14 protein-coding genes and 1 pseudogene are annotated in these 23,315 nt (G+C 55.1%); 11 read left to right on the top strand and 4 right to left on the bottom strand.

The window, feature by feature from the left end; all coding sequences use genetic code 11:
- The 4 genes and pseudogenes from IK012_RS13650 to IK012_RS12490 form a co-directional block, all read right to left on the bottom strand.
- A pseudogene (locus IK012_RS13650) lies at positions 1-167 on the bottom strand (carbamoyl-phosphate synthase large subunit); the annotation flags it as partial.
- On the bottom strand, positions 160-1,851 hold the full coding sequence (locus tag IK012_RS12500; RefSeq protein ID WP_290955108.1) for a CTP synthase: 1,692 nt from the start codon (positions 1,849-1,851) through the stop codon (positions 160-162). The gene IK012_RS12500 and the pseudogene IK012_RS13650, both read right to left, overlap by 8 nt.
- The gene (gene carA, locus IK012_RS12495; RefSeq protein WP_290955105.1) at positions 1,848-2,975 is read right to left on the bottom strand and encodes a glutamine-hydrolyzing carbamoyl-phosphate synthase small subunit; all 1,128 of its coding nucleotides are present in this window, start codon (positions 2,973-2,975) and stop codon (positions 1,848-1,850) included. The genes IK012_RS12500 and carA overlap by 4 nt, the downstream gene beginning before the upstream one ends.
- A 472-nt stretch (positions 2,976-3,447) precedes the next feature.
- A complete protein-coding gene (locus IK012_RS12490) occupies positions 3,448-5,568 on the bottom strand; it encodes a glutamine synthetase III (RefSeq protein WP_290955103.1) in 2,121 nt (706 codons plus the stop codon).
- A 225-nt stretch (positions 5,569-5,793) separates the two neighbouring features.
- Here IK012_RS12490 and IK012_RS12485 point away from each other — a divergent pair, with 225 nt between their 5' ends.
- From IK012_RS12485 to IK012_RS12435, 11 genes are all read left to right on the top strand, one after another.
- Complete coding sequence (locus tag IK012_RS12485; RefSeq protein WP_290955101.1) at positions 5,794-6,795, top strand: hypothetical protein; 1,002 nt, start codon at positions 5,794-5,796, stop codon at positions 6,793-6,795.
- Positions 6,796-7,149: 354 nt separating this feature from the next.
- Positions 7,150-7,572 carry a metal-dependent transcriptional regulator gene (locus tag IK012_RS12480; RefSeq protein ID WP_290955099.1) on the top strand — a complete coding sequence of 141 codons (423 nt, stop codon included), beginning with the start codon at positions 7,150-7,152 and terminating at the stop codon, positions 7,570-7,572.
- A 45-nt stretch (positions 7,573-7,617) separates the two neighbouring features.
- Complete coding sequence (locus tag IK012_RS12475; protein ID WP_290955097.1) at positions 7,618-7,902, top strand: FeoA family protein; 285 nt, start codon at positions 7,618-7,620, stop codon at positions 7,900-7,902.
- On the top strand, positions 7,902-10,526 hold the full coding sequence (feoB, locus tag IK012_RS12470; RefSeq protein ID WP_290955095.1) for a ferrous iron transport protein B: 2,625 nt from the start codon (positions 7,902-7,904) through the stop codon (positions 10,524-10,526). Before IK012_RS12475 ends, feoB (IK012_RS12470) begins: the two co-directional genes overlap by 1 nt.
- Positions 10,527-10,761: 235 nt before the next feature.
- Positions 10,762-11,889, top strand: coding sequence for a hypothetical protein (locus tag IK012_RS12465; protein ID WP_290955093.1), 1,128 nt, complete (start codon positions 10,762-10,764; stop codon positions 11,887-11,889).
- A 188-nt stretch (positions 11,890-12,077) separates the two neighbouring features.
- Positions 12,078-12,497 carry a metal-dependent transcriptional regulator gene (locus tag IK012_RS12460; RefSeq protein WP_290955091.1) on the top strand — a complete coding sequence of 140 codons (420 nt, stop codon included), beginning with the start codon at positions 12,078-12,080 and terminating at the stop codon, positions 12,495-12,497.
- 5 nt (positions 12,498-12,502) lie between these two features.
- Positions 12,503-12,736 (top strand): FeoA family protein, encoded by a 234-nt coding sequence (locus tag IK012_RS12455; protein ID WP_173380023.1) that lies wholly within the window; start codon positions 12,503-12,505, stop codon positions 12,734-12,736.
- Positions 12,736-15,042, top strand: a complete 2,307-nt coding sequence (feoB, locus tag IK012_RS12450; RefSeq protein WP_290955089.1) for a Fe(2+) transporter permease subunit FeoB — start codon at positions 12,736-12,738, stop codon at positions 15,040-15,042. The genes IK012_RS12455 and feoB (IK012_RS12450) overlap by 1 nt, the downstream gene beginning before the upstream one ends.
- A 261-nt stretch (positions 15,043-15,303) precedes the next feature.
- On the top strand, positions 15,304-19,722 hold the full coding sequence (gene gltB, locus IK012_RS12445) for a glutamate synthase large subunit (protein ID WP_290955087.1): 4,419 nt from the start codon (positions 15,304-15,306) through the stop codon (positions 19,720-19,722).
- Positions 19,723-19,729: 7 nt separating this feature from the next.
- A complete protein-coding gene (locus IK012_RS12440) occupies positions 19,730-21,094 on the top strand; it encodes a glutamate synthase subunit beta (protein ID WP_173379323.1) in 1,365 nt (454 codons plus the stop codon).
- Between the two features lie 52 nt (positions 21,095-21,146).
- Positions 21,147-23,237, top strand: coding sequence for an NAD(+) synthase (locus IK012_RS12435; protein ID WP_290955085.1), 2,091 nt, complete (start codon positions 21,147-21,149; stop codon positions 23,235-23,237).
- The last annotated feature ends 78 nt before the right edge of the window (positions 23,238-23,315 follow it).

The following is a 23,315-nucleotide window of genomic DNA, read 5'->3' as shown; positions in this document are numbered from 1 at the left end:
GTCATGATGGTGGCCGGGTTCGAGTTCACGAGCACCACTTCGAAACCTTCGCGGCGCAGCACCTTGCAGGCCTGCACGCCGGAGTAGTCGAATTCGCAGCCCTGGCCAATCACAATCGGGCCAGAACCGATGAGCATAATCTTCTTGATGTCTGTACGCTTAGGCATTCTTCTTGCCTCCATTCACATTCTTCTGCGCGGCTTTTACGGTCGCGGCTTTTGTTTTTCCATTCTTCTGTGCGAGTGCCGCCTTCACGAGGCCGCTGAACAGCGGATGCGGCGCGGTGGGCCTGCTCTTGAATTCCGGGTGGAACTGGCAGGCTTCAAAGTACGGGTGATTCTTGATTTCCACCATTTCCACGAGCTTTCCGTCGGGAGAAGTACCGGCAATCTTGAGGCCGGCCTTCTCGAGTTCCTTGCGGAATTCGCTGTTGTAGTTGAACTCGTAGCGGTGGCGGTGACGCTCGCTGATCTTTTCGCTCTTGTAGAGCTTCGCGGCGTTGGAATCCTTCATGAGCTTGCACGGGTAAGCGCCGAGGCGCATGGTGCCGCCCTTGTCGGTGACGTTCTTCTGTTCATCCATCAGGTCAATAACCGGGTGGGCCGTCTTCTCGTCGAATTCCGTGGAGTTGGCGTCCTTCCAACCGAGCACATTGCGGGCGAATTCAATCACGCAGCACTGCATGCCGAGGCAGATGCCGAGCAGCGGGACCTTGTGCTCGCGGGCGTACTTGATGGCCACGCACTTGCCGTTCACGCCGCGGCTGCCGAACCCGCCCGGAATCAGGATGCCGTCGGCATTCTTGATCATGTTCGGGTTCTTTTCGAGTTCTTCGGCCTCGATGCATTCCACCTTCACCTTGGCGTTGTGTTCCATGCCGGCGTGCTGTAAAGCTTCGTGCACGGACTTGTAGGCGTCGCGGATGGCGATGTACTTGCCGACGAGAGCGATGGTGCATTCGAATTTGGGTTGTGTTGCCTTGCGCACGAGCTTGTCCCATTCGGAGTGGATAATCGGGTGCACGCTCAGGTGGAGTTGTTCAAGCACGCGGAGGTCGAGTTCCTGCTTGGAAAGTTCGCGCGGAACAGCGTAAACGGAATCCGTCACGTCCTTTTCCTCGATGACGCATTCGGGCTTTACGTTGCAGAAGAGCGCGAGCTTGTCGAGGTGATCCTGCGGGATTGTCATTTCGGTGCGGCACACCAGAATGTCCGGGAAGATACCGATATTGCGGAGTTCGGCGACGGAGTGCTGCGAGGGCTTGGTCTTGAGTTCGCCTGCAGCCTTGAGGTAAGGCACCAAAACTAGGTGGACGAAGCAGGTGTTTTCCACACCGACTTCGAAGCGGAACTGCCTTGCGGCTTCGAGGAAGGGGAGCGATTCGATGTCGCCAGCCACACCGCCGATTTCGCAGAGCACGATGTCGGCGCCGCTTTCGGCTGCAGAGCGGAAGGCGTCCTTTATTTCGTTGGTGATGTGCGGGATGACCTGCACGGTTCCGCCCAGGTACTTGCCTGCGCGTTCCTTGGCGAGCACGGAAGAATAAATGCGGCCGGAGGTGTAGCTCGATGCCTTGGAGCACTGCACGCCGGCGAAGCGTTCGTAGTGGCCCAAGTCAAGGTCGGTTTCGTAGCCATCGTCGGTCACAAAAACTTCGCCGTGCTGGTAGGGGCTCATGGTGCCCGGGTCCACGTTCAGGTACGGGTCGAGCTTCTGCATGAACACCTTGTAACCGCGGCTCTTCAAGAGGAGAGCGAGCGAGGCGGAGGTGATACCCTTACCGAGGGAACTGACCACGCCGCCGGTAATGAAGATGTACTTGGTCTGTTTTTTTGCGGCAGCCTTCGTCATTGTTTTGCTCCCTTGAAGTCGAGAATCATCTGCTTGAATTCGCTGAACAGGTAGAGCGAATCGTTCGGGCCCGGTGCGGATTCCGGATGGTACTGCACGCTGAACGCCGGGAGTTTCTTGTGGCGGATGCCTTCGACCGTGTTGTCGTTCAGGTTGATGTGCGAGACTTCCACATCGGCGGGGAGTGTCGCTTCGTCGATAGCGTAGTTGTGGTTCTGGCTCGTGATTTCTACGGCGCCGGTCTTGAGGTTTTTGACCGGGTGATTGCAGCCATGGTGGCCGAACTTGAGCTTGGAAACCTTTGCGCCGAGAGCGAGACCGAGCAGCTGGTTACCGAGGCAGATGCCCATCAGCGGCACGGTTCCGAGCAACTTCTTGACCATGTTGTAAACTTGCGGCAGCGAGTTCGGGTCGGCAGGGCCGTTCGAGAGGAACACTCCGTCGGGCTTCTTCGCCATGACCTGTTCGTACGTCGCGGTAATCGGGAGCACCGTCACCTTCATGCCCTGGTCGGCGAGGTTGCGCAGGATGTTCGTCTTGATACCGAAATCGAGTGCGACCACGTTCAAGTCGCCTTCGGTGCTGAACTCGTAGCCGTTCGGGTCGCTGACCTTGCTTGCGTAGTCCTGACCGTCGAGGCCTTCCCATTCCTGGGCCTTCTTGATGGCTTCTTCTTCGCTCATGTCGGAGCCGTCCACGTGCAGGTAGGCCTTCTGGGCACCATGTTCACGCAGGTGGAGCGTGAGTGCGCGCGTATCCACGCCGGCGATTCCCGGCTTGCCCTGGGCGAGCATGTAGTCGTGCAGACTTTCTTCATTCTGTTCCTTGGAAACCCAGTCGAGCGAGTTCACCACGATGCCGTTCAGGAACACCTGGCGGGATTCGTTCTTTTCGAGGTTGGCCGCATAGGCGCCGACTTCTGCCGTGGTGAAGACCACGAACTGGCCTGCATAGGAGGGGTCGGTAATAATCTGCTTGTAGCCCGCCATGCCGGTGTTGAAAACGGCTTCGCCGACAGTGTCGGTTGCCGCTCCAAACGCATAGCCCCTAAACACGGCGCCATCCGCCAGTGCCAAAAACGCCTTCTTCTCGCGTTTTGCTTTCCATTGGAACTTGTCAGTCATACGATTCTCATTGCTGTAGTGTTAAAAGGCAAAAAATAAAGGCAAAAGCTAAATGCCTTTGCCCTGAAAACTCTAAAAACATTGAAAACGGGGAAAATAACGATTTTATGGAATCCGTGGAGAGTCGCTTGGTTCCGCTGCGAGATAGTTGCAACGGCTGCGCTCATGTGTGCCTCAATGGATTCCGATATTCTCATCGGAACCAAAATCTAATAATTACAAAGGCGCTTGGGAAGATATTAAAAGAGAAAAATTTTGCGGAAATTTGCCCAAAAATGCCGAAAACTTTACATTTTCTTTCTAAAACGTAATTGATTTTACATAAAATGTAAAACAGGGTTTCGACATTTTTCTCCGCCATCGTTTATGTCAGTAATCGTGGCGTCAATCGAGTTGCCGGGAGCAAAAAAGACCGTGCATCTTTCGACGCACGGCCTCGTGTCCATTGAGCAATAAGGAGGGGTTTTTGAAGTTAGTAAATGAACAGCATCTCTCTATATTTCGGGAGCGGCCACTTTTCGTCGGGGATCACGCTTTCGATCTTGTCGACGATAACGCGGAGGTTCGCCATGGCGTCGAGAATCGCTTCGTGCTTGTCGCCGAGAGCAGCTTCCATCTTGGCGACTGCTTCTTCGAGGGCCTTGAGCTTTTCGCCGAGTTCACGGGCGTAGCCGTCCACAGCGTAGAATCCCTGGGTCTTGGCCATTTCGTTGGTCTTGAGGGCGTTGCTGTAGGCGCAGAGCACCTGCGGGAGCACCACGTTCTTCGCGATGTCGAAAGCGATCTTGCCTTCGATGTGAATCTTCTTGTGGTAGTCTTCCATGTTGACTTCGTAACGGGAGTCGAGTTCGCGCTTATTGAACACGCCGTACTTTTCGAAGAGGGCGACGTTGTCCTTCTTGGTGAGCGCCTGGAGGGCTTCCATGGTGGTGCGGATGTTCGGGAGTCCGCGCTTGGCTGCTTCTTCCACCCATTCGTCGGTGTAGCCGTTGCCGTTGAAGATGACCTTCTTGTGTTCCTTCACGATCTTCTGCAGGAGCTTCTGGAGTTCTTCGTGGAACTTGTCGGCCGGAACGTTCTGCATCTTGTCGGCGATGAGGTCGAAGGCTTCGGCTACGATCGTGTTGAGGATGACGTTCGGTTCGGAGCAGCTCTGGCTGGAACCCGGAGCGCGGAATTCGAACTTGTTGCCGGTGAAGGCGAACGGAGAAGTACGGTTACGGTCCGTAGCGTCGCGCGGGAGCGGCGGAAGCGTGTCGGAACCGAGCTTCAATGCACCGGCCTGCTTGCTGGACTTCGGATCGCCCTTTTCAAGCTGGTCGATGACATCGGCGAGCTGGTCGCCCAAGTACATGGAGATGATTGCCGGAGGAGCTTCGTTGGCACCGAGACGGTGGTCGTTGCCGGCGCTAGCGACAGCCATACGCAGCAGGTCGGCGTGGGTGTCGACGGCGTAGATGACGGCGCAGAGCGTGGTGAGGAAGATGGCGTTCTGGTGCGGATCCTTGCCCGGGTTCAAGAGGTTGGTCTTGCCGTAGTTCACGGACCAGTTGTTGTGCTTACCGGAACCATTGATGCCGGCGAACGGCTTTTCGTGCAGGAGGCAGACGAGGCCGTGGCGGTCAGCGACCTGGCGGAGCACTTCCATAATTTGCATGTTGTGGTCGCAGGCGAGGTTCACCTCTTCGAACATCGGGGCGAGTTCGAACTGGGCCGGGGCGACTTCGTTGTGGCGGGTCTTTGCCGGAATGCCGAGCTTCCAGAGTTCCTTTTCCACATCGTTCATGAAGTTGATGATGCGGGCCGGAATGCTACCGAAGTAGTGGTCTTCCATCTGCTGGTGCTTGGCAGGAGCGGCACCGAACAGCGTACGGCCAGCCTGGTAGAGGTCGGGGCGCTGCAGGTAGAAACGCTTGTCGATCAGGAAGTATTCCTGTTCGGCACCGAGAGTGACGGTGACCTTCTGGGCGGCGACGCCGAAGAGGCCCATGAGGCGGTCGGCGGACTTCTGGAGGGCCTGAATGGAGCGGAGAAGCGGAGTCTTCTTGTCCAAGGCTTCGCCGGTGTAGCTACAGAATGCGGTCGGGATGCAGAGCGTTGCACCGTTGCCGTGACGCTTGATGAATGCGGGGGAAGTCGGATCCCATGCGGTGTAGCCGCGGGCTTCGAAGGTGGAACGGAGGCCGCCGCTCGGGAAAGAAGAAGCGTCCGGTTCGCCGACGATGAGGTTCTTGCCGCTGAAGGCCATGATGGCCTTGCCGTTTTCGGGTTCCAGGAAGGAGTCGTGCTTTTCGGCGGTGGAGCCGGTAAGCGGCTGGAACCAGTGAGTAAAGTGCGTTGCGCCGCGGTCGATGGCCCACTTTTTCATGGCGTGTGCGACTTCGTTCGCGATGCTTGCGTCGAGCGGTGCGCCTTCATCGATGGTCGCAAAAAGTTTCTTGCAAATGTCCTTCGGCAAGTAGGCGCGCATGGCCTCTGCGTTAAAGACGTCTTCACCGTAGAAGTCGAGGCTTGCGGGTGCTGCGGGGAGGTTAGCGCCGGCATTTTCGCTGGCGATTTCTTTGATAGCTTTTAATCTGTATTCGTTGCTCATGGCAATCTCCTAGTTTGAAATTTTTTCGGTAAGCCATGTGCAAAAGTCGTGCCAAAAATCAAAAACGCCGTTTTTCATGTGGAATCGTCGATTTTAGACTAGTTACAAAAAATTCTCATTTTTCAAAAAATGAAAATTCGGTATACATATTACGAATTTTGTAAAATGTAAAAACGGTGAATTTAGCCAGATTTTTTTTTATTTTATGGCAAAGAGGTTTTGCTATTGAACAAGTTGCTTACAGTTTTGTTGATTCTTTTGCTGGCGATGGCCGCGCCTGCCGCCGTCAAGAAAAAGCGCTTTGACATCAACGGGGCTGCGGATGCGCCTGCGGCGACGGAAGTCGTGGTGCCGGCCGATGATTCCCTGGCGGTTGAATCCAAAGTGCAGGCGACCGTTCCCGAAAAACCGGTTACGAAAAAGAGCGTCTCGTTTTTTGGCTGGATTGCCGAGGCTCAGAAGGTTCTCCGTGAAAAGCAGACCGTGGCCATCAATGCCATGAAGAGCGGTGACTGGGGTGCCATATGGAAGTTCCTCGTGATTTGCCTCGTGTACGGCATGTTGCATGCGCTGGGCCCCGGGCACGGAAAATCAATCGTGGTGGGTTACTTTATCGCGCGTCGTGGCCGCTGGCGGCAGGGCGTTGCTCTCGGGGCCGGCATTACCGTGACGCATACGATGAGCGCCGTCTTGCTGTTGCTTGTCTTGTATGCCATTTTCAAGGCGACCGTATTTTCCGCTTTCGAAACCGGGCGCATCGGCATCGAGAAGGCCAGCTATGCGCTTATCATGCTTACGGGCGTTCTGCTCGTGGTGCTGGGGATCAAGGACTTTTTCATGCAGCGTAAACAGCGTAATGGGGAAGATGCCCACGACGAAATGTCAGCGCTTCCGCCGACGGCCCGCTGGCGCGAAATCATCGGGGTTGCCGCTGTCACCGGAATAGTCCCTTGCCCGGCTGTCGCGCTGATCGTTCTCTTCTGCCTGTTGAACTCGATGGTGGCACTTTCGCTTTTGGGGGCGCTTGTCATCTGCGTCGGCATGACTATCACCAATGTCGCCTTCGGCATAGCCGCGGTCGCTTTCCGTAAAGGAATAGACAAGGGAAGTTCGCATACCCGGTTCGCTACGAGGATTTACACCGTCGCGACTATCGCGGGTGGCGTCATCATCTTTGTATCGGGATTGCTGCTGTTTGGAAACCAGTTCGTGGGACGTGTTTCATAAATACGTCTGAATCCATCATAGGGTATATTATAATAAAAACGCCCCCGCTCAGAGCTACTTGAGCGAGGGCGCAATTCATTCCCAAAGAGACACAAAAAGGGAATAGGATTTTTGCTTCAACCAAACAGGCCTAATCAAAAAAGCTATGGCTACATTTAAAATTAGACTTGTCTAATTTTAAAGTTAGTCAAAACTAACTAGAAAAACAAGGGGTGATTTAAAGATTTTTTGTAAAAAATTCAATAAAAAGTTAGATAAGGCTAAATAAATATGATTTCTTTAATAAATTTAGTCTTGTCTAATTAGATTTATTAAACTATATTAGCCTTGTCTAATGAATTACAGAGGTTTCAAATGAACCATACAAAACTGACACAGAGTCTGGAAGATTATTTGGAAATGGTGCACATGTTGCGCCTTGCGAACGGAATCGCTCGTGTCAAGGATATCGCCGCCGCGCTTTCGGTCAAGATGCCGTCTGTTGCGAAAGCGATGGTAGAACTCAAGAAAATGGGCCTTGTGAGGCAGGAACCTTACAGCGGCGTGGAACTCACCGAAGAGGGACAGCGCGTCGCCACGATGATTCTGAATCGGCATATCCTTTTGAAAGGTTTTCTGATAAAGCTCGGGGTGTCCGAAGCAATCGCCGACAAGGATGCCTGTTGCATGGAACATATCCTTTCGGCGGAAACGCTCGGAAAGATTGAAGATTTTGTCAAACCGATGGACGCAATTTCGTCCGTGAAGAAAGCAAAGATTGTCAAAAACACAAAGTAAACTGGAAAGCGCTGCTCAGGCGCTGTCTTGTTATATGAGGATGATATGAGCTGTAGTTGTGGTTGCGGCGGCAAGTCGCAAGTAAAGAAGTGGAGTACTGAACCCAAGTTCTCTGAACTCAAGAAAGGCGACAAGGTAGAAATTGTCGGCTATAACGAAGGCGATTCCGCCTACAAGTCCAAGCTCCTTTCGATGGGGCTTGTGCGTGGAGTCCAGATAGAAGTTTTGCAGGCGGCTCCTCTCGGTGACCCGATTGAGGTGGGCGTGCTGTCTTACAGGCTTTCGCTCCGCAAAGAAGAAGCCAACGTGCTCAAGTTGAGGAGGGTATAATGGCGGCAAGGAAACGTTTGACGATTGCGATTGCCGGTAACCCGAACTGCGGTAAGACGGCCCTTTTCAATGCGCTTACGGGTGCCCGCCAGCATGTGGGCAACTGGCCCGGTGTGACTGTCGAAAAGAAGGAAGGCTATTTTGAACTGGGTGACCGCCAGATTCGCTTGGTGGACTTGCCGGGTACATACGCATTGTTTGCCAATGCCGAAGACGAGCGTGCCGCCGTCGATTACTTGCTCAGCCGCGAAGCGAGCCTGATTATAAACATCATCGATGCGACGAACCTCGAACGCAACCTGTTCCTTACGAGCCAGCTTGCGGATATGAAGATTCCGATGGTAATCGCGGTGAACATGATGGACATCGCCGAAAATCGTGGAATCCAGCTGGATCTGGATGAACTTTCTGATTTCTACGGCGTGCCGTGCATTCCGCTTTCTGCCGTTAGCGAAAAGAGCGTCACCAATTTTATAAGCCAGATGGGCCACGTGCTTGCCTCTCCGATGCCGGTCCCGAAGCCGATGAAGTATGGCGACAAGGTAGAAGAAGCCGTGAAGGTTTTGGAACCGAAGGTCGCTCCGGTCGCTGAAATCCTGAATGCGGATGCGCGCTGGGTTTCACTCATGTATCTGGGCAACGAAAAGAGCTATGCGGACAAGTTTGCCGAAGCGGACGTGAAGATTGAAAAGGCGGAAGTGACGAAGATTCTAGGTGAAGAACCGGAATTTGCCATAGCCGAAAACCGCTATTCCATTTCGCATGAGGTGGCGGGGAAGGCTATCGTTTCGGCGCGCTCCAAGAAGACGTTCACCGACAAGCTCGATGCCGTGCTTTTGAACCGCTGGGCGGCTCTCCCGATATTCCTTGTCATCATGTATCTGGTGTTCTGGATTGCGGTGACGATAGGTTCTGCGTTTATCGATTTCTTTGACGTGCTGTTCGGCGCAATTTTCGTGGATGGCCTCGGCTACCTGCTGGGCGATGTGCTGGGCTGCCCGTCGTTTGTCTCGGCGATTCTTGCCGACGGTATCGGTGCCGGTATCCAGACGGTCTCGACCTTTATCCCGGTCATCTTCTTCATGTTCCTGTGCCTTTCGTTCTTGGAAGACTCTGGTTACATGGCTCGCGCCGCCTTTGTGGCAGACCGCTTCATGCGATTCCTCGGGCTCCCCGGTCGCGCCTTCGTGCCGATGATGGTGGGCTTTGGCTGTAGCGTTCCCGGTATCATGGGCTCGCGCGTGCTGGAATCGAGGCGTGAACGTTTCCTCACGATTTTCCTGGTGCCGTTCATGAGCTGCGGCGCGCGTTTGCCTGTGTACGCGCTGTTCGCTGCGGCATTCTTCGGGAAGCAGGCCGGAACTGTCGTGTTCCTGCTCTACCTCTCCGGCGTGATTTTCGCGGTGCTTTACGGGCTTTTCTTGAAGAAGTCGCTGTTCCAGGGGCAGGCGAGCAACTTCGTGATGGAACTTCCGCCGTATCATTTGCCCAAGTTCAAGTCGCTCATGATTCACTGCTGGCAGAGGCTGCGCGACTACGTGTGGCGCGCCGGTAAGGTGATTACGCTTGCGGTTGCCATTCTTGGATTCTTGAACAGCTTCGGCATCGTGGAAAAGGCTGTTGATGAAAACGCTCCTGCCAATGAACCTGCCGGATTTGAATTTACTGCCGGTAACGCCGATTCCGAAAACAGCCTGCTCTCCGTGATTGGCAAGGCGATTACGCCGGTGTTCGAACCGTTTGGTGTCGAGAAGGAAAACTGGCCCGCATCCGTGTCGCTATTCACTGGCTTGCTTGCCAAGGAAGCCGTTATCGGTACCATGAACTCGCTGTATTCGATGGCGGGGGAAAATTCTGGGGCTGAAGCCGCTGATGGCAAGGCTGCGGAACCTGTTGAAGAAGAAAAGGTGTTGATCGCCGGTGTGGACGAATGTCCCGCCGAAGAAGAGGAAGAGGGCGGCGCACCCGATCTCAAGGGCGCTCTGCTCGAAGCTCTCGGCTCGATTCCCGCAAATCTCGTCGAAGTATTCGGCTCGCTTGTCGACCCGCTCGGCACCTCCGGAGAATTGGAAGGCCAGGAAGCCGCCGAACTCAAGAAAGAAACTCTCGACAAGATTGAAGGCGCGAAGGTTCTGACTTGCGAAGAATATGCAGCCATCGAAACCTTCGGTGAAGAGGAAGAAGACGAAAAGACCCGCGAAGCCGTGTTCGAAAAACTGGCCGCCGCAGGTATCGAACTCTCCGAAGACGAAATGGGCGCTCTCGAAGAAGGCGACCTCTCCGAAACCGCCGACATTTATGCCAATCTCCGTTCTTACTTCCATAACGGCGGCCATGACGGATTCAACTGGCAGGTGTTCGCGTTCCTGATCTTCATCTTGCTCTATGTGCCGTGCCTTGCCGCCATGGGTGTCGTAGCCCGTGAAATCGGCCTCGGCCTTGCGATCCTCATGGCGACGGTACAGACGCTCCTTGCCTGGGCTGTGGCTGTGCTCCTTTACCAGGTGCCCGTCGGCGGAAACACGACATGGATTGTCGTAGCCATCGCGGTGCTGATCGGTACGGGAATCTTCCTCAAGCTTTTCGGCATGAAGTCGAACAAGGAAAAACGTTTCGAAGACTAAACACCCTATAGAATCAAGAAACGTTAAGGGCTGGTGGGCCCGAAACCTGCCAGCCTTTAATTACGAAACAAAACTTAGACTAATCTAATAAATTAAACGAACAGAAACATCTTGGCACGGTCTTTGCAAGATAAGCGCATAGAAGGCATTTGCCAAGCATTTTTGTAGCACTAATTGTAAAAGACTTGACGGGGTGTTACAAAAACAGAAAATCAAACCGTCACAGGAGTTAAATATGAAAAACCGTTTGTCGTCCAATCTTTTGTTCGGCCTTGCCACCGCCACGCTTCTTTCTATGCCTGCGTTCGCCCAGGAAGCCGGAGCGGCCGTAGAATCCAAAGGCCCCGAAGTCAAATTCTCCGGTGAAGTGGAATTTGATGTGTATACCGGAGATGTTCTGAACGACGACAAGCAGAGCCACGAATACGCATCCACTTTTGACCTGAATGTCGATGTGAAATTTAACGAAAAATGGTCCGCGTCGGTTCAGCTTGAAGCCGATGGAGAGACGACCGACCCTACGGCGATTTATAATGGAGCCTTCGTGCAGTATACCCATAACGAAAATGCCGTGGTAAAGTTTGGTGACTTGACATTCTCCGAAGGCGCGTTCCTCAACTTCTACGATTATGACGATCCGGCAGACAATGCCGCCGGTATGGCCGAACACGATATTCGAGGAATAGAAGTTGACTATCGTGGCATCGTCTTTGGCCTCGGCTTCGGTCGCGGGGGCAATGACAATCAGGTCTGCGTTGAGGAAGATGGCGAAGAATCGTGTGTAGGCGTTGCTTACGACGCCCACCTCGCTTATGAACTCGGCCTCGGCGAAAGCGTGTTGCGCCCCTATGTGGATTACAAGTCCTATCAGGAGGCGGAACACAACGAGCTGCACGCCGGTCTCGATGCGAATTTGAAGTTCGGCGCATTCGGTTTGCATGCCGTCTATGGCCTGCATGCGGATAATCTCGGTGAAGATGCCCCGAACGTGACTCACGCATTCCTTGCGGAACCCTCGCTGGAACTGGGAATCGTCAACGTGAAGGGAACGGCTTTCTATGCCTACTTCGATGAAGAATCTCCGACCGTGCATGGCGAAGAAATTCCTGAATACTTCTTTGCCTATGCGGAACCGAGCGTGAGCGTCCTGGAATTCCTTACTCTCGGACTTCCGCTGGAATACCACACGAATACTGTCGACGTGAACGAGGATGTCTCGACGTTCGATGTTGGTCTCCGCGCCTACTTCACTCCGGTGGAAGGGCTCGAAGTTACGGGTTTCGCGAAGGTCGAAATTCCTGTCGGGGACGATGCCGGCGATACGGGACTTAACCTCGGTCTCGAAACGGTATACAGCTTCTAATTACACCTCGCATCATGCACTCCAAGGGACTGTGGCTCTTGCTACAGTCCCTTTTTGGGGAAGAATGCTGGATTTGCCTCGTTTGCGGGTGCAGTTTTTGAAATCCGCCTTGATTGGTTAGAAAGAAGAAACTATATTAGCGCTGTCTAATATAAGACGTAATGTTTTTGACCAAATGGAGCGGTCCTATGGAACAAGTCAAGCTGAGCCAGAGTCTCGAAGACTATTTGGAAATGGTGCACATGCTGCGCCTTGCGAACGGGATTGCCCGCGTCAGGGATATCGCCGCGGCCCTCTCGGTCAAGATGCCCTCGGTTGCCAAGGCGGTCATTGAACTCAAGAAGCTGGGTCTTGTTACGCAGGAGCCTTACAGCGGCATTGAACTGACCGTTGAAGGTGAGTGTGTCGCCGCTCAGATTTTGAATCGCCACATTCTGTTGAAGGGATTCTTGATTAAGCTCGGCGTGTCGGAAGCGATTGCCGACAAGGACGCCTGCTGCATGGAACATATTCTTTCGGCTGAAACGCTTGTGAAAATCGAGGAATTCATGAAGCCCGCAGATGTGAAACCGTCCGCCAAAAACACGAAGTCTGCCAAGAAAAAGTAAGGTGTATGGAACCAAAGTTTTCAGAACTCAAGAAAGGCGATAGGGCCGAAATTATCGGATACAATACGGGTGATTCACAGTACAAGTCCAAACTTCTGTCGATGGGGCTTGTGCGCGGTGTGGTTCTGCAGGTTATGCAGGTAGCCCCGCTTGGTGATCCGGTGGAAGTGAGCGTGCTTTCGTACAGGCTTTCGCTCCGTAAAAAAGAAGCTGACGTGCTGAAATTGAGAAGAATCTAATGCCTATCGAAAAAGATGTATTTACGATTGCGATTGCGGGTAACCCGAACTGTGGGAAAACCGCATTGTTCAATTCGCTAACCGGCTCGAACCAGATTGTGGGTAACTGGCCGGGCGTGACGGTAGAAAAGAAGGAAGGCAGCTTCAAGCTCGACAACCACACGATTCGCGTGGTGGACCTGCCGGGTATCTATGCGCTCTTTGCGAACTCCGAAGACGAGCGCGCCGCTCTCGATTATCTGCTCAAGGGCGAAGCCGACCTGGTGGTGAACATTCTGGACGCGACGAACCTGGAACGCAACCTGTTCCTTACAAGTCAGCTGATGGAAAAGGGCGTGCCGATGGTGCTGGCGGTGAACATGATGGACATCGCTGCAAGCCGCGGCGTCCATGTGGACCTGCACAAGCTCGAGAGGATTCTCGGAGTGACGGCGATCGGCCTTACGGCGGTATCTCCCAAGAGCTGCGAAGGATTCGTGAACGACCTGCACAAGCTGTTGCACAATAGCCGTGAGCTTCCTGTGCCCAAGGCGGTCCGGCATTCCGAAGTCCTTGAAAAGCTGATTGAGGAAATCTCGGTGCCGCTCAAGCCCGTTGCGGATAAGCTTGGCGCGACTCCGCGCTGGACGGCGGTCCAGTACCTGGAACACAGCGGTCGCGTGCTGGAACTTGCCGACGAGCTCGGTGTCGAAATCCCGCATGACAAGATCGAGGAAGACCTGGGCGAAGAGGTGGAATTTGCGCTTGCGGATTCTCGTTACTCGTATGCTCGTGATATCGCGAGGGCGGTCATCCGCGACAACACCAACAAGCGCACGCGCACGGACAAGTTGGACAAGCTTGTCCTGAACCGCATTCTCGGAATCCCGCTGTTCCTTTTGGCCATGTATCTGGTGTTCTGGTTCGCGGTGACGGTGGGAAGCGCGTTCATAGATTTCTTTGATATTCTGTTCGGCGGAATCTTTGTGGACGGGATGACGGTGCTCCTGACGAAAATCGGAGCGCCGGGTGTTGCCGTGGCGCTTCTGGCAAACGGCATCGGTGCCGGTATCCAGACCGTCTCGACGTTCATTCCGGTCATCTTCTTCATGTTCCTGTGCCTGTCATTCCTAGAGGATTCGGGCTACATGTCGCGCGCCGCCTTCGTTGCGGATCGTTTTATGCGGTTCCTCGGGCTTCCCGGAAAGGCGTTTGTGCCGATGATTGTGGGGTTCGGCTGTTCGGTGCCTGCGCTCATGGGTACGCGTACGCTCGAAAACAAGCGCGAAAGGTTCCTGACTTTATTCTTGGTCCCGTTCATGAGTTGCGGCGCGCGCCTTCCGGTGTACGCGCTGTTCGGTGCGGCATTCTTCGGGAAGACCGCGGGAACGCTCGTGTTCGGAATTTACCTGACAGGTATCGTAATCGCGTTGATTTACGGGCTGCTGCTGCGCCATACGGTTTTCAAGGGCAAGGAATCGACGTTCATCATGGAACTGCCGCCTTACCACTTGCCGAAGGTGCGCAACCTTTTCCGCCACGCATGGCTCCGCCTCAAGGAATTCATTTTCCGTGCCGGCAAGATCGTGCTTATCATGGTGACCGTGCTCGGCTTTATGGGTTCCATCGGTACGGACGGAAGTTTCGGTAACGACAACAATGAAAAATCCGTGCTGAGCGTCATTGGCAAGACGATTACGCCGGTGTTCGAACCTTTCGGTGTCGAAAAGGACAACTGGGCCGCTTCTGTCGCGCTCTTTACCGGGCTCTTTGCGAAGGAAGCGATTGTCGGGACGCTCAATTCCCTGTATGCGATTGAAGGTTCAGGAGATTCCGATGATGTCGCCGCGACAGCGGGCGAGGAAGCTGCCGAAGAATCCTTCAGCCTGAAAACGACCGTCAAGGATGCCCTCGTGAGCGTGCCGGTGAACCTTGCGGGTGTGTTCGGAAAGCTCCTGAACCCGCTTGGGGTCGATGAGGCACTCGAAGAAAGCGGGAAAAACGAAAACGAAGGCGCGTACAAGACGATGCAGGCGCACTTTAGGCTCGGTCGCTACCAAGTGCTCGCTTACCTGCTGTTCATCTTGCTCTATGTGCCGTGCCTTGCGGCCATGGGAACCGCCTTCCGCGAACTGGGCCGCTTTTACGGAACGCTCATGATGGTGTTCCAGACCATAATCGGCTGGAGCCTCTCGGTGCTGTTCTTCCAAATGACCTGCGGACATTCCACCGCGTTGATCGTGACCTCGGTCGTGCTCCTTGCCGGCGTTGTCGTGAGCCTCGTGCTGCTCGGCCGCGACCAGCGCAAGAAAAAAGTGTTCGATTAAGCCCGATTTGACAAAAAATGAAAAAGACCGTACGCTTGATTGCGTGCGGTTTTGTTTATTACATAAACTGTAATAGTGGGTGTGTGTTTTACAAATTTTGAAATGGTGTTTTAAGGAAAATGCAACCGAAAATGCCAACTTTTACATTTTCTTTCCGCTTTTTCAATAATTTGCGAGGGTTCGTGAAAATTGGCACGAATTTTGCAAATCCTTTTCGCAAAATAATAAGGCGCGGTTGCGCTAAATGCAGAAAGGAAATTTATGAACGCTCAAGCTCTCTACGACCCGATGAATGAACACGACGCCTGTGGTGTCGGCCTGGTCGCCAATATTAATAATGTCGCCTCGCACCAGATTGTGCTGCAGGGCATTACTGTTTTGAAGAGGCTCATGCACCGCGGTGCGGCAGGCGGAGACCCGGAAACCGGTGACGGTGCGGGTCTTTTGCTTTCTATGCCGCACAAGTTCTTCCGTAAGCTTTATCCGACGCTTCCTGAACGTTACGGCGTGGCGATGTACTTTGTGGACAATTCGCTCGATGCCGTGGCCTTTGACGCCAAGATTAAGGAAATCGCCGAGGCCGAGGGCGTGAAGGTCCTAATTTACCGCGAAGTGCCGGTGAATCCCGAGAAAATCGGCCGCACCGCCCGCGAGACCCTTCCGCATATCCGCCAGGTGTTCTTCGACGGTTCTTCCTTTGAATCCGATCAGGCGTTCGATATCAAGCTTTACGTGGTACGCCGCCTGATGGAAAAGGCCTGCAAGGGCCTGTACGTCTGCAGCTGCAGCCGCCGCAGCATCGTGTACAAGGGCCTGCTTCTGGCAAGCCAGATTGAAGGATTCTACAAGGACTTGAACGATCTCGATTTCGAGTCCCCGATAGCCCTTGTTCACCAGCGTTACTCCACGAACACCTTCCCGACATGGCCGCTCGCGCATCCGTTCCGCTACCTCGCGCACAACGGTGAAATCAACACCCTGCGCGGTAACCTGAACAGCCTGCGTGCCCGTGAGCCGCACCTGAAGAGCGAAATTATCGGTGACGACCTGCAGAAACTTCTGCCGCTTGTTCCGGCGGGTCAGAGCGACTCTGCTAGCCTTGACAACATGTTTGAGCTCCTCGTCGCAGCGGGCCGTAGCCTCCCGCATGCGATGATGATGCTCATGCCTCAGGCTTGGGGCAAGAAGCATTACCTGGGCCGCGACGTGCGTGGCTTCTTCGAATACGAATCCATGCTCATGGAACCGTGGGACGGCCCGGCCGCAGTCGCTTTCTCTGACGGCGTGAATGCGGGTGCGATTCTCGATCGCAACGGTCTCCGTCCGGCACGTTACACTTTGTGTAAAGATGGCCTCTTCGTGATGGCTTCCGAAACGGGCGTGCTCGACTTGCACGACGATGAAGTCGAGGAGAAGGGCCGCCTGAAACCGGGTGAAATCATCTACCTCGACCTCGAAAACCACAGGATTTTGAAGAACGCCGAAATGAAGGCTCAGGTGGCGAGAGCCAAGCCTTACCGCCGTTGGGTCGCCGAAAACAAGATGAGCGTCCGCGGCCTCTTCAGCGAAATCAACCCGTCCGACGTTCCGGAAGATATTTTGGTGCAGCAGAAGCGCTTCGGGTACTCGGCAGAAGACCTGAGCATCATTCTGCAGCCGATGGCCAAGAACGGTGCGGAACCTATCGGCTCCATGGGTAACGATGCCGCGCTTGCCGTGCTTTCGGACAAGCCGCAGCCGCTGTTCAACTACTTCAAGCAGCTGTTCGCCCAGGTGACGAACCCGCCTATCGACCCGATCCGTGAAGAGCTCGTGATGAGCCTTACCACTTACATCGGCAACCACGGCAACATTTTGGAAGAAACTCCGGAACAGGCGCACCTCATCAAGATTCCGCGCCCGATTGTGACCGAAGACGAAATCCGCCGTTTTGAAAATATCGGTGACAAGGCGTTCAAGGCGAAAGTGCTCAAGATGCAGTTCCCGCTCGGCGGAAATGGCGAAGTGCTGGAAGCCGCCTTGCAGAACCTCGCTGGCGATGCCGTGCGTGCGGTGAACGACAAATTCGATATCATCGTACTTTCGGACAAGAACATCGACTGGGGTTACGTGCCGATGCCGTCTCTCTTGGCGACTGCCGCTGTGAACCGCGCCTTGGTGGAAGCGGGCGTGCGCCCCGAAATCGGCCTGATTGTGCAGAGCGGTGAAGTGCGCGAAGTGATGCACTTTGCTCTGCTCCTCGGTTACGGCGCGACAGTCATCAACCCGTACCTCGCTTTCGAAAGCATCACCAACATGTGCCACAACGGCGACCTGGATGTGGACCCGGTGACGGCTGCTGCAAATTATGTAAAGGCAGTGGACAAGGGCTTGCTCAAGATCATGTCGAAGATGGGTATCTCGACGCTCCGCAGCTACCGCAGCGCTCAGATTTTCGAAGCGGTGGGCCTGAATCACGAACTCATCGAGAAGTTCCTCCCGGGTACGGCAAGCCGTATCGAAGGTATCGGCCTCGAAGAAATCGCCCGCGAAGTGGGTGAGCGCCAGAAGGTTGCGTTTGCCGATGCAAGCAAGGTCTTGCAGTCGGGCGGCCAGTACGCATTCCGCAAGGAAGGCGAAAAGCACCTATGGACTCCGCAGTCGCTCGCCGCGTTCCGCCAGGCGGTGCAGGGTGGCGATTACGAAAAGTTCAAGGTTTACAGCAAGCTCATCAACGACCAGTCTGAACGTCAGGCGACGCTCCGCGGGCTCTTCAAGTTTAAGCAGACGACTCCGATCGACATCAATGAGGTCGAAAGCCGTGAATCTATCTTGAAGCACTTTGTCGCGGGTGCCATGAGCCTTGGCTCCTTGAGCCCCGAAGCGCACGAAACGATTGCTATTGCCATGAACCGCATCGGTGCCATGAGCAACTGCGGTGAAGGTGGTGAAGACCCCGACCGCGATACTCCGGCCGCGAACGGCGATATCCGCAGTTCTGCGATTCGCCAGGTGGCATCGGGACGCTTTGGCGTGACGATTGACTACCTCCGTCATGCGAAGGATTTGCAGATCAAGATGGCGCAGGGCGCGAAGCCCGGTGAAGGCGGCCAGCTGCCGGCTCACAAGGTGAACGAATTCGTGGCCCGCATCCGTCACTCGATTCCGAACGTCTCCTTGATTTCTCCGCCGCCACATCACGATATTTACTCCATCGAAGACCTGGCACAGCTCATTTACGACCTGCGCAACGCCAACCCGAAGGCCCGTGTTTCCGTGAAGCTCGTCTCCGAAGTGGGCGTGGGTACGATTGCCGCGGGTGTCGCGAAGGCTCATGCCGACGTGGTGCTGATTTCCGGTCATGATGGCGGTACGGGCGCATCTCCGCTCACTTCCATCAAGCATGCCGGCCTTCCGTGGGAACTCGGTATTGCCGAAGCGGAACAGACGCTCGTGCTCAACGACCTGCGCGGTCGCATCAAGCTCCAGGTCGATGGCCAGCTCAAGACGGGTCGCGATATTGTGGTGGCAGCCCTCCTCGGTGCCGAAGAATTCGGATTTGCAACCAACCTGCTCGTGAGCCTCGGTTGCGTTATGGACCGCAAGTGCCATACGAACCAGTGCCCCATGGGTATCGCCACGCAGGATCCTGAATTCCGCAAGCGCTTTGCCGGCAAGCCCGAATACGTGGAAAACTTCCTCTTCTTCATCGCCGACGAAGTCCGTGAAATCCTCGCAAGCCTTGGCCTCAAGAGCCTTGCCGAAGCCTGCGGCCGTAGCGACCTTCTGGAACGCGATGAGGCGATTGCCTTCTACAAGGCCCACAACCTCGATTTCTCGAAGATTTTCGAAACCGTCAATGGCGGCATCAAGTCCTTCGACAAGAGCTTCGTGAAGGAAGAACTTGTGAACTTCGACCGCCGCGAACTCCTGCCGTTTGTGGCAGACACGCTCAAGAGCGGTGCTCCCGTGGAACTTTGCACGGTGGTGCACAACACCGACCGTACGGTGGGTACGGAACTTTCCGGCGAGGTGGACGAACACTTCGGCGTGAAGGGCCTCCCCGAAGATACCATCAAGGTTCACCTGCACGGTGTCGCGGGCCAGAGCTTCGGCGCATTCCTCGCTCCGGGTGTCACGCTCGACCTCGAAGGCGAAGCGAACGACTTTATGGGCAAGGGCCTCTCGGGTGGTAAGATTGTCGTGCGCCCGCCGCACAACGCAAGCTTCAAGGCCGAAGACAACGTGATTGCCGGTAACGTCATCGGTTACGGCGGAACCTCGGGCAAGATCTTCATCAATGGTCTTGCGGGTGAACGCTTCGGTATCCGTAACTCGGGCATGCTCCTGGTATCGGAAGGCGTGGGCGACCACGGCTGTGAATACATGACGGGCGGCCGCGTGGTGGTGCTCGGTCGTGTAGGCGTGAACTTCGCCGCGGGTATGACGGGCGGATTTGCCTACGTGTACGACGAAACGGGCCATTTCGACTTGAGCTGCAACGTGGATTCCGCTGACCTCGAAAGTGTACTTCCGGGAACCGACAGCGAAAGCGAACTGCTCGATATCATTAATCAGCACGTCCAGGCGACGGGCAGCGAGAAGGGCAAGCGCATTCTCGAAAACTGGAACAGCGAACGCCCGAAATTCGTGAAGATATTCCCGATCGACTACCGCAACGCTTTGGCAAAGAAGGGATGAGGCGACTATGGAACAAGTAACCCGAATTCAAGATATCTACCGCCCTGTCGAAGAGCGCATCAAGGACAACAAGGAAGTCGAACGCAGGCTCACTTCAATTGATGTCATAAACCAGGCGGGCCGCTGCCACACATGCGGTATCCCGTTCTGCCATGGCGCAGGTTGCCCGCTGGGAAACCTCGTCCCCGAATTCAATGCGGCGATTGCCGCGGGGAATGCGGAACGCGCCTATGATATCATCAGCAAGACGGCTTTCTTCCCGGAGTTTACGGGCCGCGTGTGCCCCGCGCTTTGCGAGTCCGCTTGTACCGGCAACGTGCATAACGACCCGGTGATGGTTCGCCAAATCGAAAAGTTCATCATCGAGACCGCTTTCGAAGAAGGCCGCGTGGTGCTCCCGGCTGCAGAACCCAACGGAAAGTCCGCCGCGGTTATCGGCTCGGGTCCTTCGGGCCTGTTTGCCGCCGAGGCGCTCCGCCGCAAGGGTTATGCGGTTACGGTTTACGAAAAACGTGAAAAGGCGGGTGGCCTGCTGCGTTACGGTATCCCGAACTGGAAACTTGACAAGTCTATTATCGACCGTCGCATTGCTCTGCTCGAGGCCGCCGGAATCAAGTTCGTCTACAATACCGAAATAGGGAAGGACATCGCGGCGGAATACATCCACAAGAATTTTGACGAAGTCTTCCTCGCGATTGGAACCCCGAATGCGCGCGACCTGAAAATCCCGGGCCGCGAAGCCGAAGGCATTTTCCTCGCTCTTGACTTCTTGCACGGTGCCGAAATGCCGGGCGAAGCGAATCCCGAAAAGTTCAGCGCGAAAGGCCGCAAGGTCCTGGTCATCGGCGGTGGCGATACGGGTAACGACTGCGTGGGCAAGGCCATCCGTGAAGGATGCGAAAGCGTGCTTCAGGTGGAATTCATGCCGAAGCCGCCCGAGGAACGTTCTCCGTCTACGCCGTGGCCCGATTGGCCGTACATGCTGCGTACCAGCTACGCCCAGCACGAAGGTGGCGAGCGCCGTTGGAATGTTTCTTCCAAGCAGTTCATCGTGAAGGACGGTCGCGTGGCCGGAGTGGAAGCGGTTCGCGTGGAATGGGAAATGTCCCCGCAAGGTCGCCCGCTCAAGCCGAACGAAGTCCCGAATTCTACCGAGGTCATCGATACCGATTTGGTGGTACTCGCCATGGGCTTTACCGGCGTGCCTGCCGAAGGCATCGTGAACGATTTGGGCCTGCAACTCACTCCGCGTACGGCGATTATTGCAGACCCGGCCCGTCATATTCATGCGGTGGGTGACTGTGCGAACGGAGCCTCCCTCGTGGTGCGCGCCATGGCCGACGCGAAGGCGAAAGTTGCCGCCCTCAAGTAGCTTGAATTATTTTGTGGCATAAATAATTTTGTGACTTAAACAGCGCGGAATTATGTTTGGATTCTATCGATTTGCAAGCATTTCTCCGCTGTTGAAGGTGGCCGATACCGCCTTCAATACGGATGAGATTATCAAAAGCGCGAAAATTGCCGTCTCTAACGGGGCGGCTTTTGTCGTTTTCCCTGAGTTGTGTATTACGGGCTATACCTGCGGTGACTTGTTCCACCAAGAACTTCTGTTGCGGAACAGTACCCGTGCGCTAAAGCGGATTGCGGAAGCTTTCGACGATAGCGATGCGGTAATTGCTGTGGGCTTGCCATTGCGCATTTTTGGCAGGCTGTACAACTGCGCGGCCTTTGTGCAGCGCGGCAAGGTGATTGCGGTAACGCCCAAGATTCATTTGCCGAACCAGCGCGAGTTCTACGAGAAAAGGCATTTTTCGAGCGGACGCGATTTGTTGCGCGGGGCGTGCGGGGTTACGGCTGGTAATGCCGCGGGCTATACAAATGTCGCGGGTGCCGTAACGTGCACGATAGAAGGCGTGGGCGAAGCGCCTGTCACTAATTTCATTACGGTGAAGGGCTGCGGAACTTTTAGCGCGGTTGATGGCTGCGCAAGCGACGACGGCGCGAAGGCTGCAAATTGCGATGGTTCCGAAGTCCGCATAGGCGTGGAACTTTGTGAAGACTTGTGGACTCCGGCACCTCCGAGCGGAGAACTCGCTCTCGCGGGAGCGAACGTCATCGTGAATCTCTCCGCAAGCGATGCGCTGGTAGGCAAGCGCGATTACCGCAGGAATCTCGTGTTGAACCAGTCGGCGCGTTGCATGGCCGCATACGTGTATGCTTCTGCCGGAGTGCACGAATCTACGACGGACATGGTGTTCAGCGGGCACTTGATGATTGCGGAAAACGGCAGCATGCTCGCCGAAAGCAAACCCTTCTCGCGTGAGACCGAAATCGTCTATGCCGACGTGGATGTACAACGCCTGAATATGCAGCGCCTAAGCGAAGGATCGTTCCAGGATTTCGACGGCCGTGCCATCATCTCGCGGGCGGCGACACTTGAAGGACTGCGCGCGTGTGACAAGCTCGAATACCGTTTTGTCTCTCCGACGCCCTTTGTGCCCGGCAATCTCGCAAGCCGCGATGTATCTTGCACTGAAATTTTCAATATACAATGTGCGGGGTTGGCAAAGCGACTCGAGGCGACACGCAGCAAACGTGCGGTCATCGGCCTTTCTGGCGGCCTCGATTCAACGCTCGCACTTCTTGTAGTCGCGGAAACATTCAAACTGTTGAACCGTCCCGCATCAGAAATACTTGCGCTCACGATGCCTGGGTTCGGTACCACCAAGCGCACCAAGAACAACGCGGTAGAACTCGCGAATCTTTTGGGCGTGGAGCTTCGCACGGTCGATATCCAGAAGGCGTGCCTCCAGCATTTTGCCGATATCGGGCATGACCCGCAAAAGCTCGACGTGACTTACGAGAACGTGCAGGCCCGCGAACGCACGCAAATCCTGATGGATATCGCGAACAGCGAGGGCGGAATCGTCATCGGTACGGGCGACCTCTCCGAAATCGCGCTGGGCTGGAGCACCTACAACGCCGATCACATGTCCATGTATGCGGTCAACTGCGATATTCCCAAGACGCTCGTGCGCCACATCGTGAGTTGGTACGCCGACAGGTCCGCGGCGCATCTTGAAACCGGCGAAGTTTCCACACCGAACGGAGATGCCGCGCATCTCGCTTCCAGCGAGCAACTCGCCGCAGTCCTTCGCGACATCCTCGATACACCCGTCTCTCCGGAATTATTGCCCGCCGATTCAAGCGGCCAGATTGCGCAAAAAACCGAAAGCATTCTCGGTTCCTACGAAATTCACGACTTCTTCCTGTACCATTTTGCGAAATACGGCGCCACTCCCGAAAAGCTCCGCTTCCTCGCGAAATACGCTTTCGCAGGCAAACATACCGACGAAGAAATCGACAAGGCGCTCGCCGTCTTCATAAGGCGATTCTTTACGCAGCAGTTCAAGCGCAGTTGCATTCCCGATGGACCGAAGGTCGGAACCATCTCGCTTTCGCCCCGCGCCGACTGGCGCATGCCCAGCGACGCTTCCGCATCCGATTGGCTTTAAAAAAAACTCCATGAGATCAATGATAAAACCCCGAGGCCTGTTGCCTCGGGGTTTTTTAGGGAGCGTGAGAGGAGGATG

Origin of the sequence: Fibrobacter sp. (genome assembly GCF_017551775.1) — a bacterium.
Classification (GTDB): domain Bacteria; phylum Fibrobacterota; class Fibrobacteria; order Fibrobacterales; family Fibrobacteraceae; genus Fibrobacter.
This window is presented reverse-complemented; position numbering and strand designations above follow the sequence as displayed.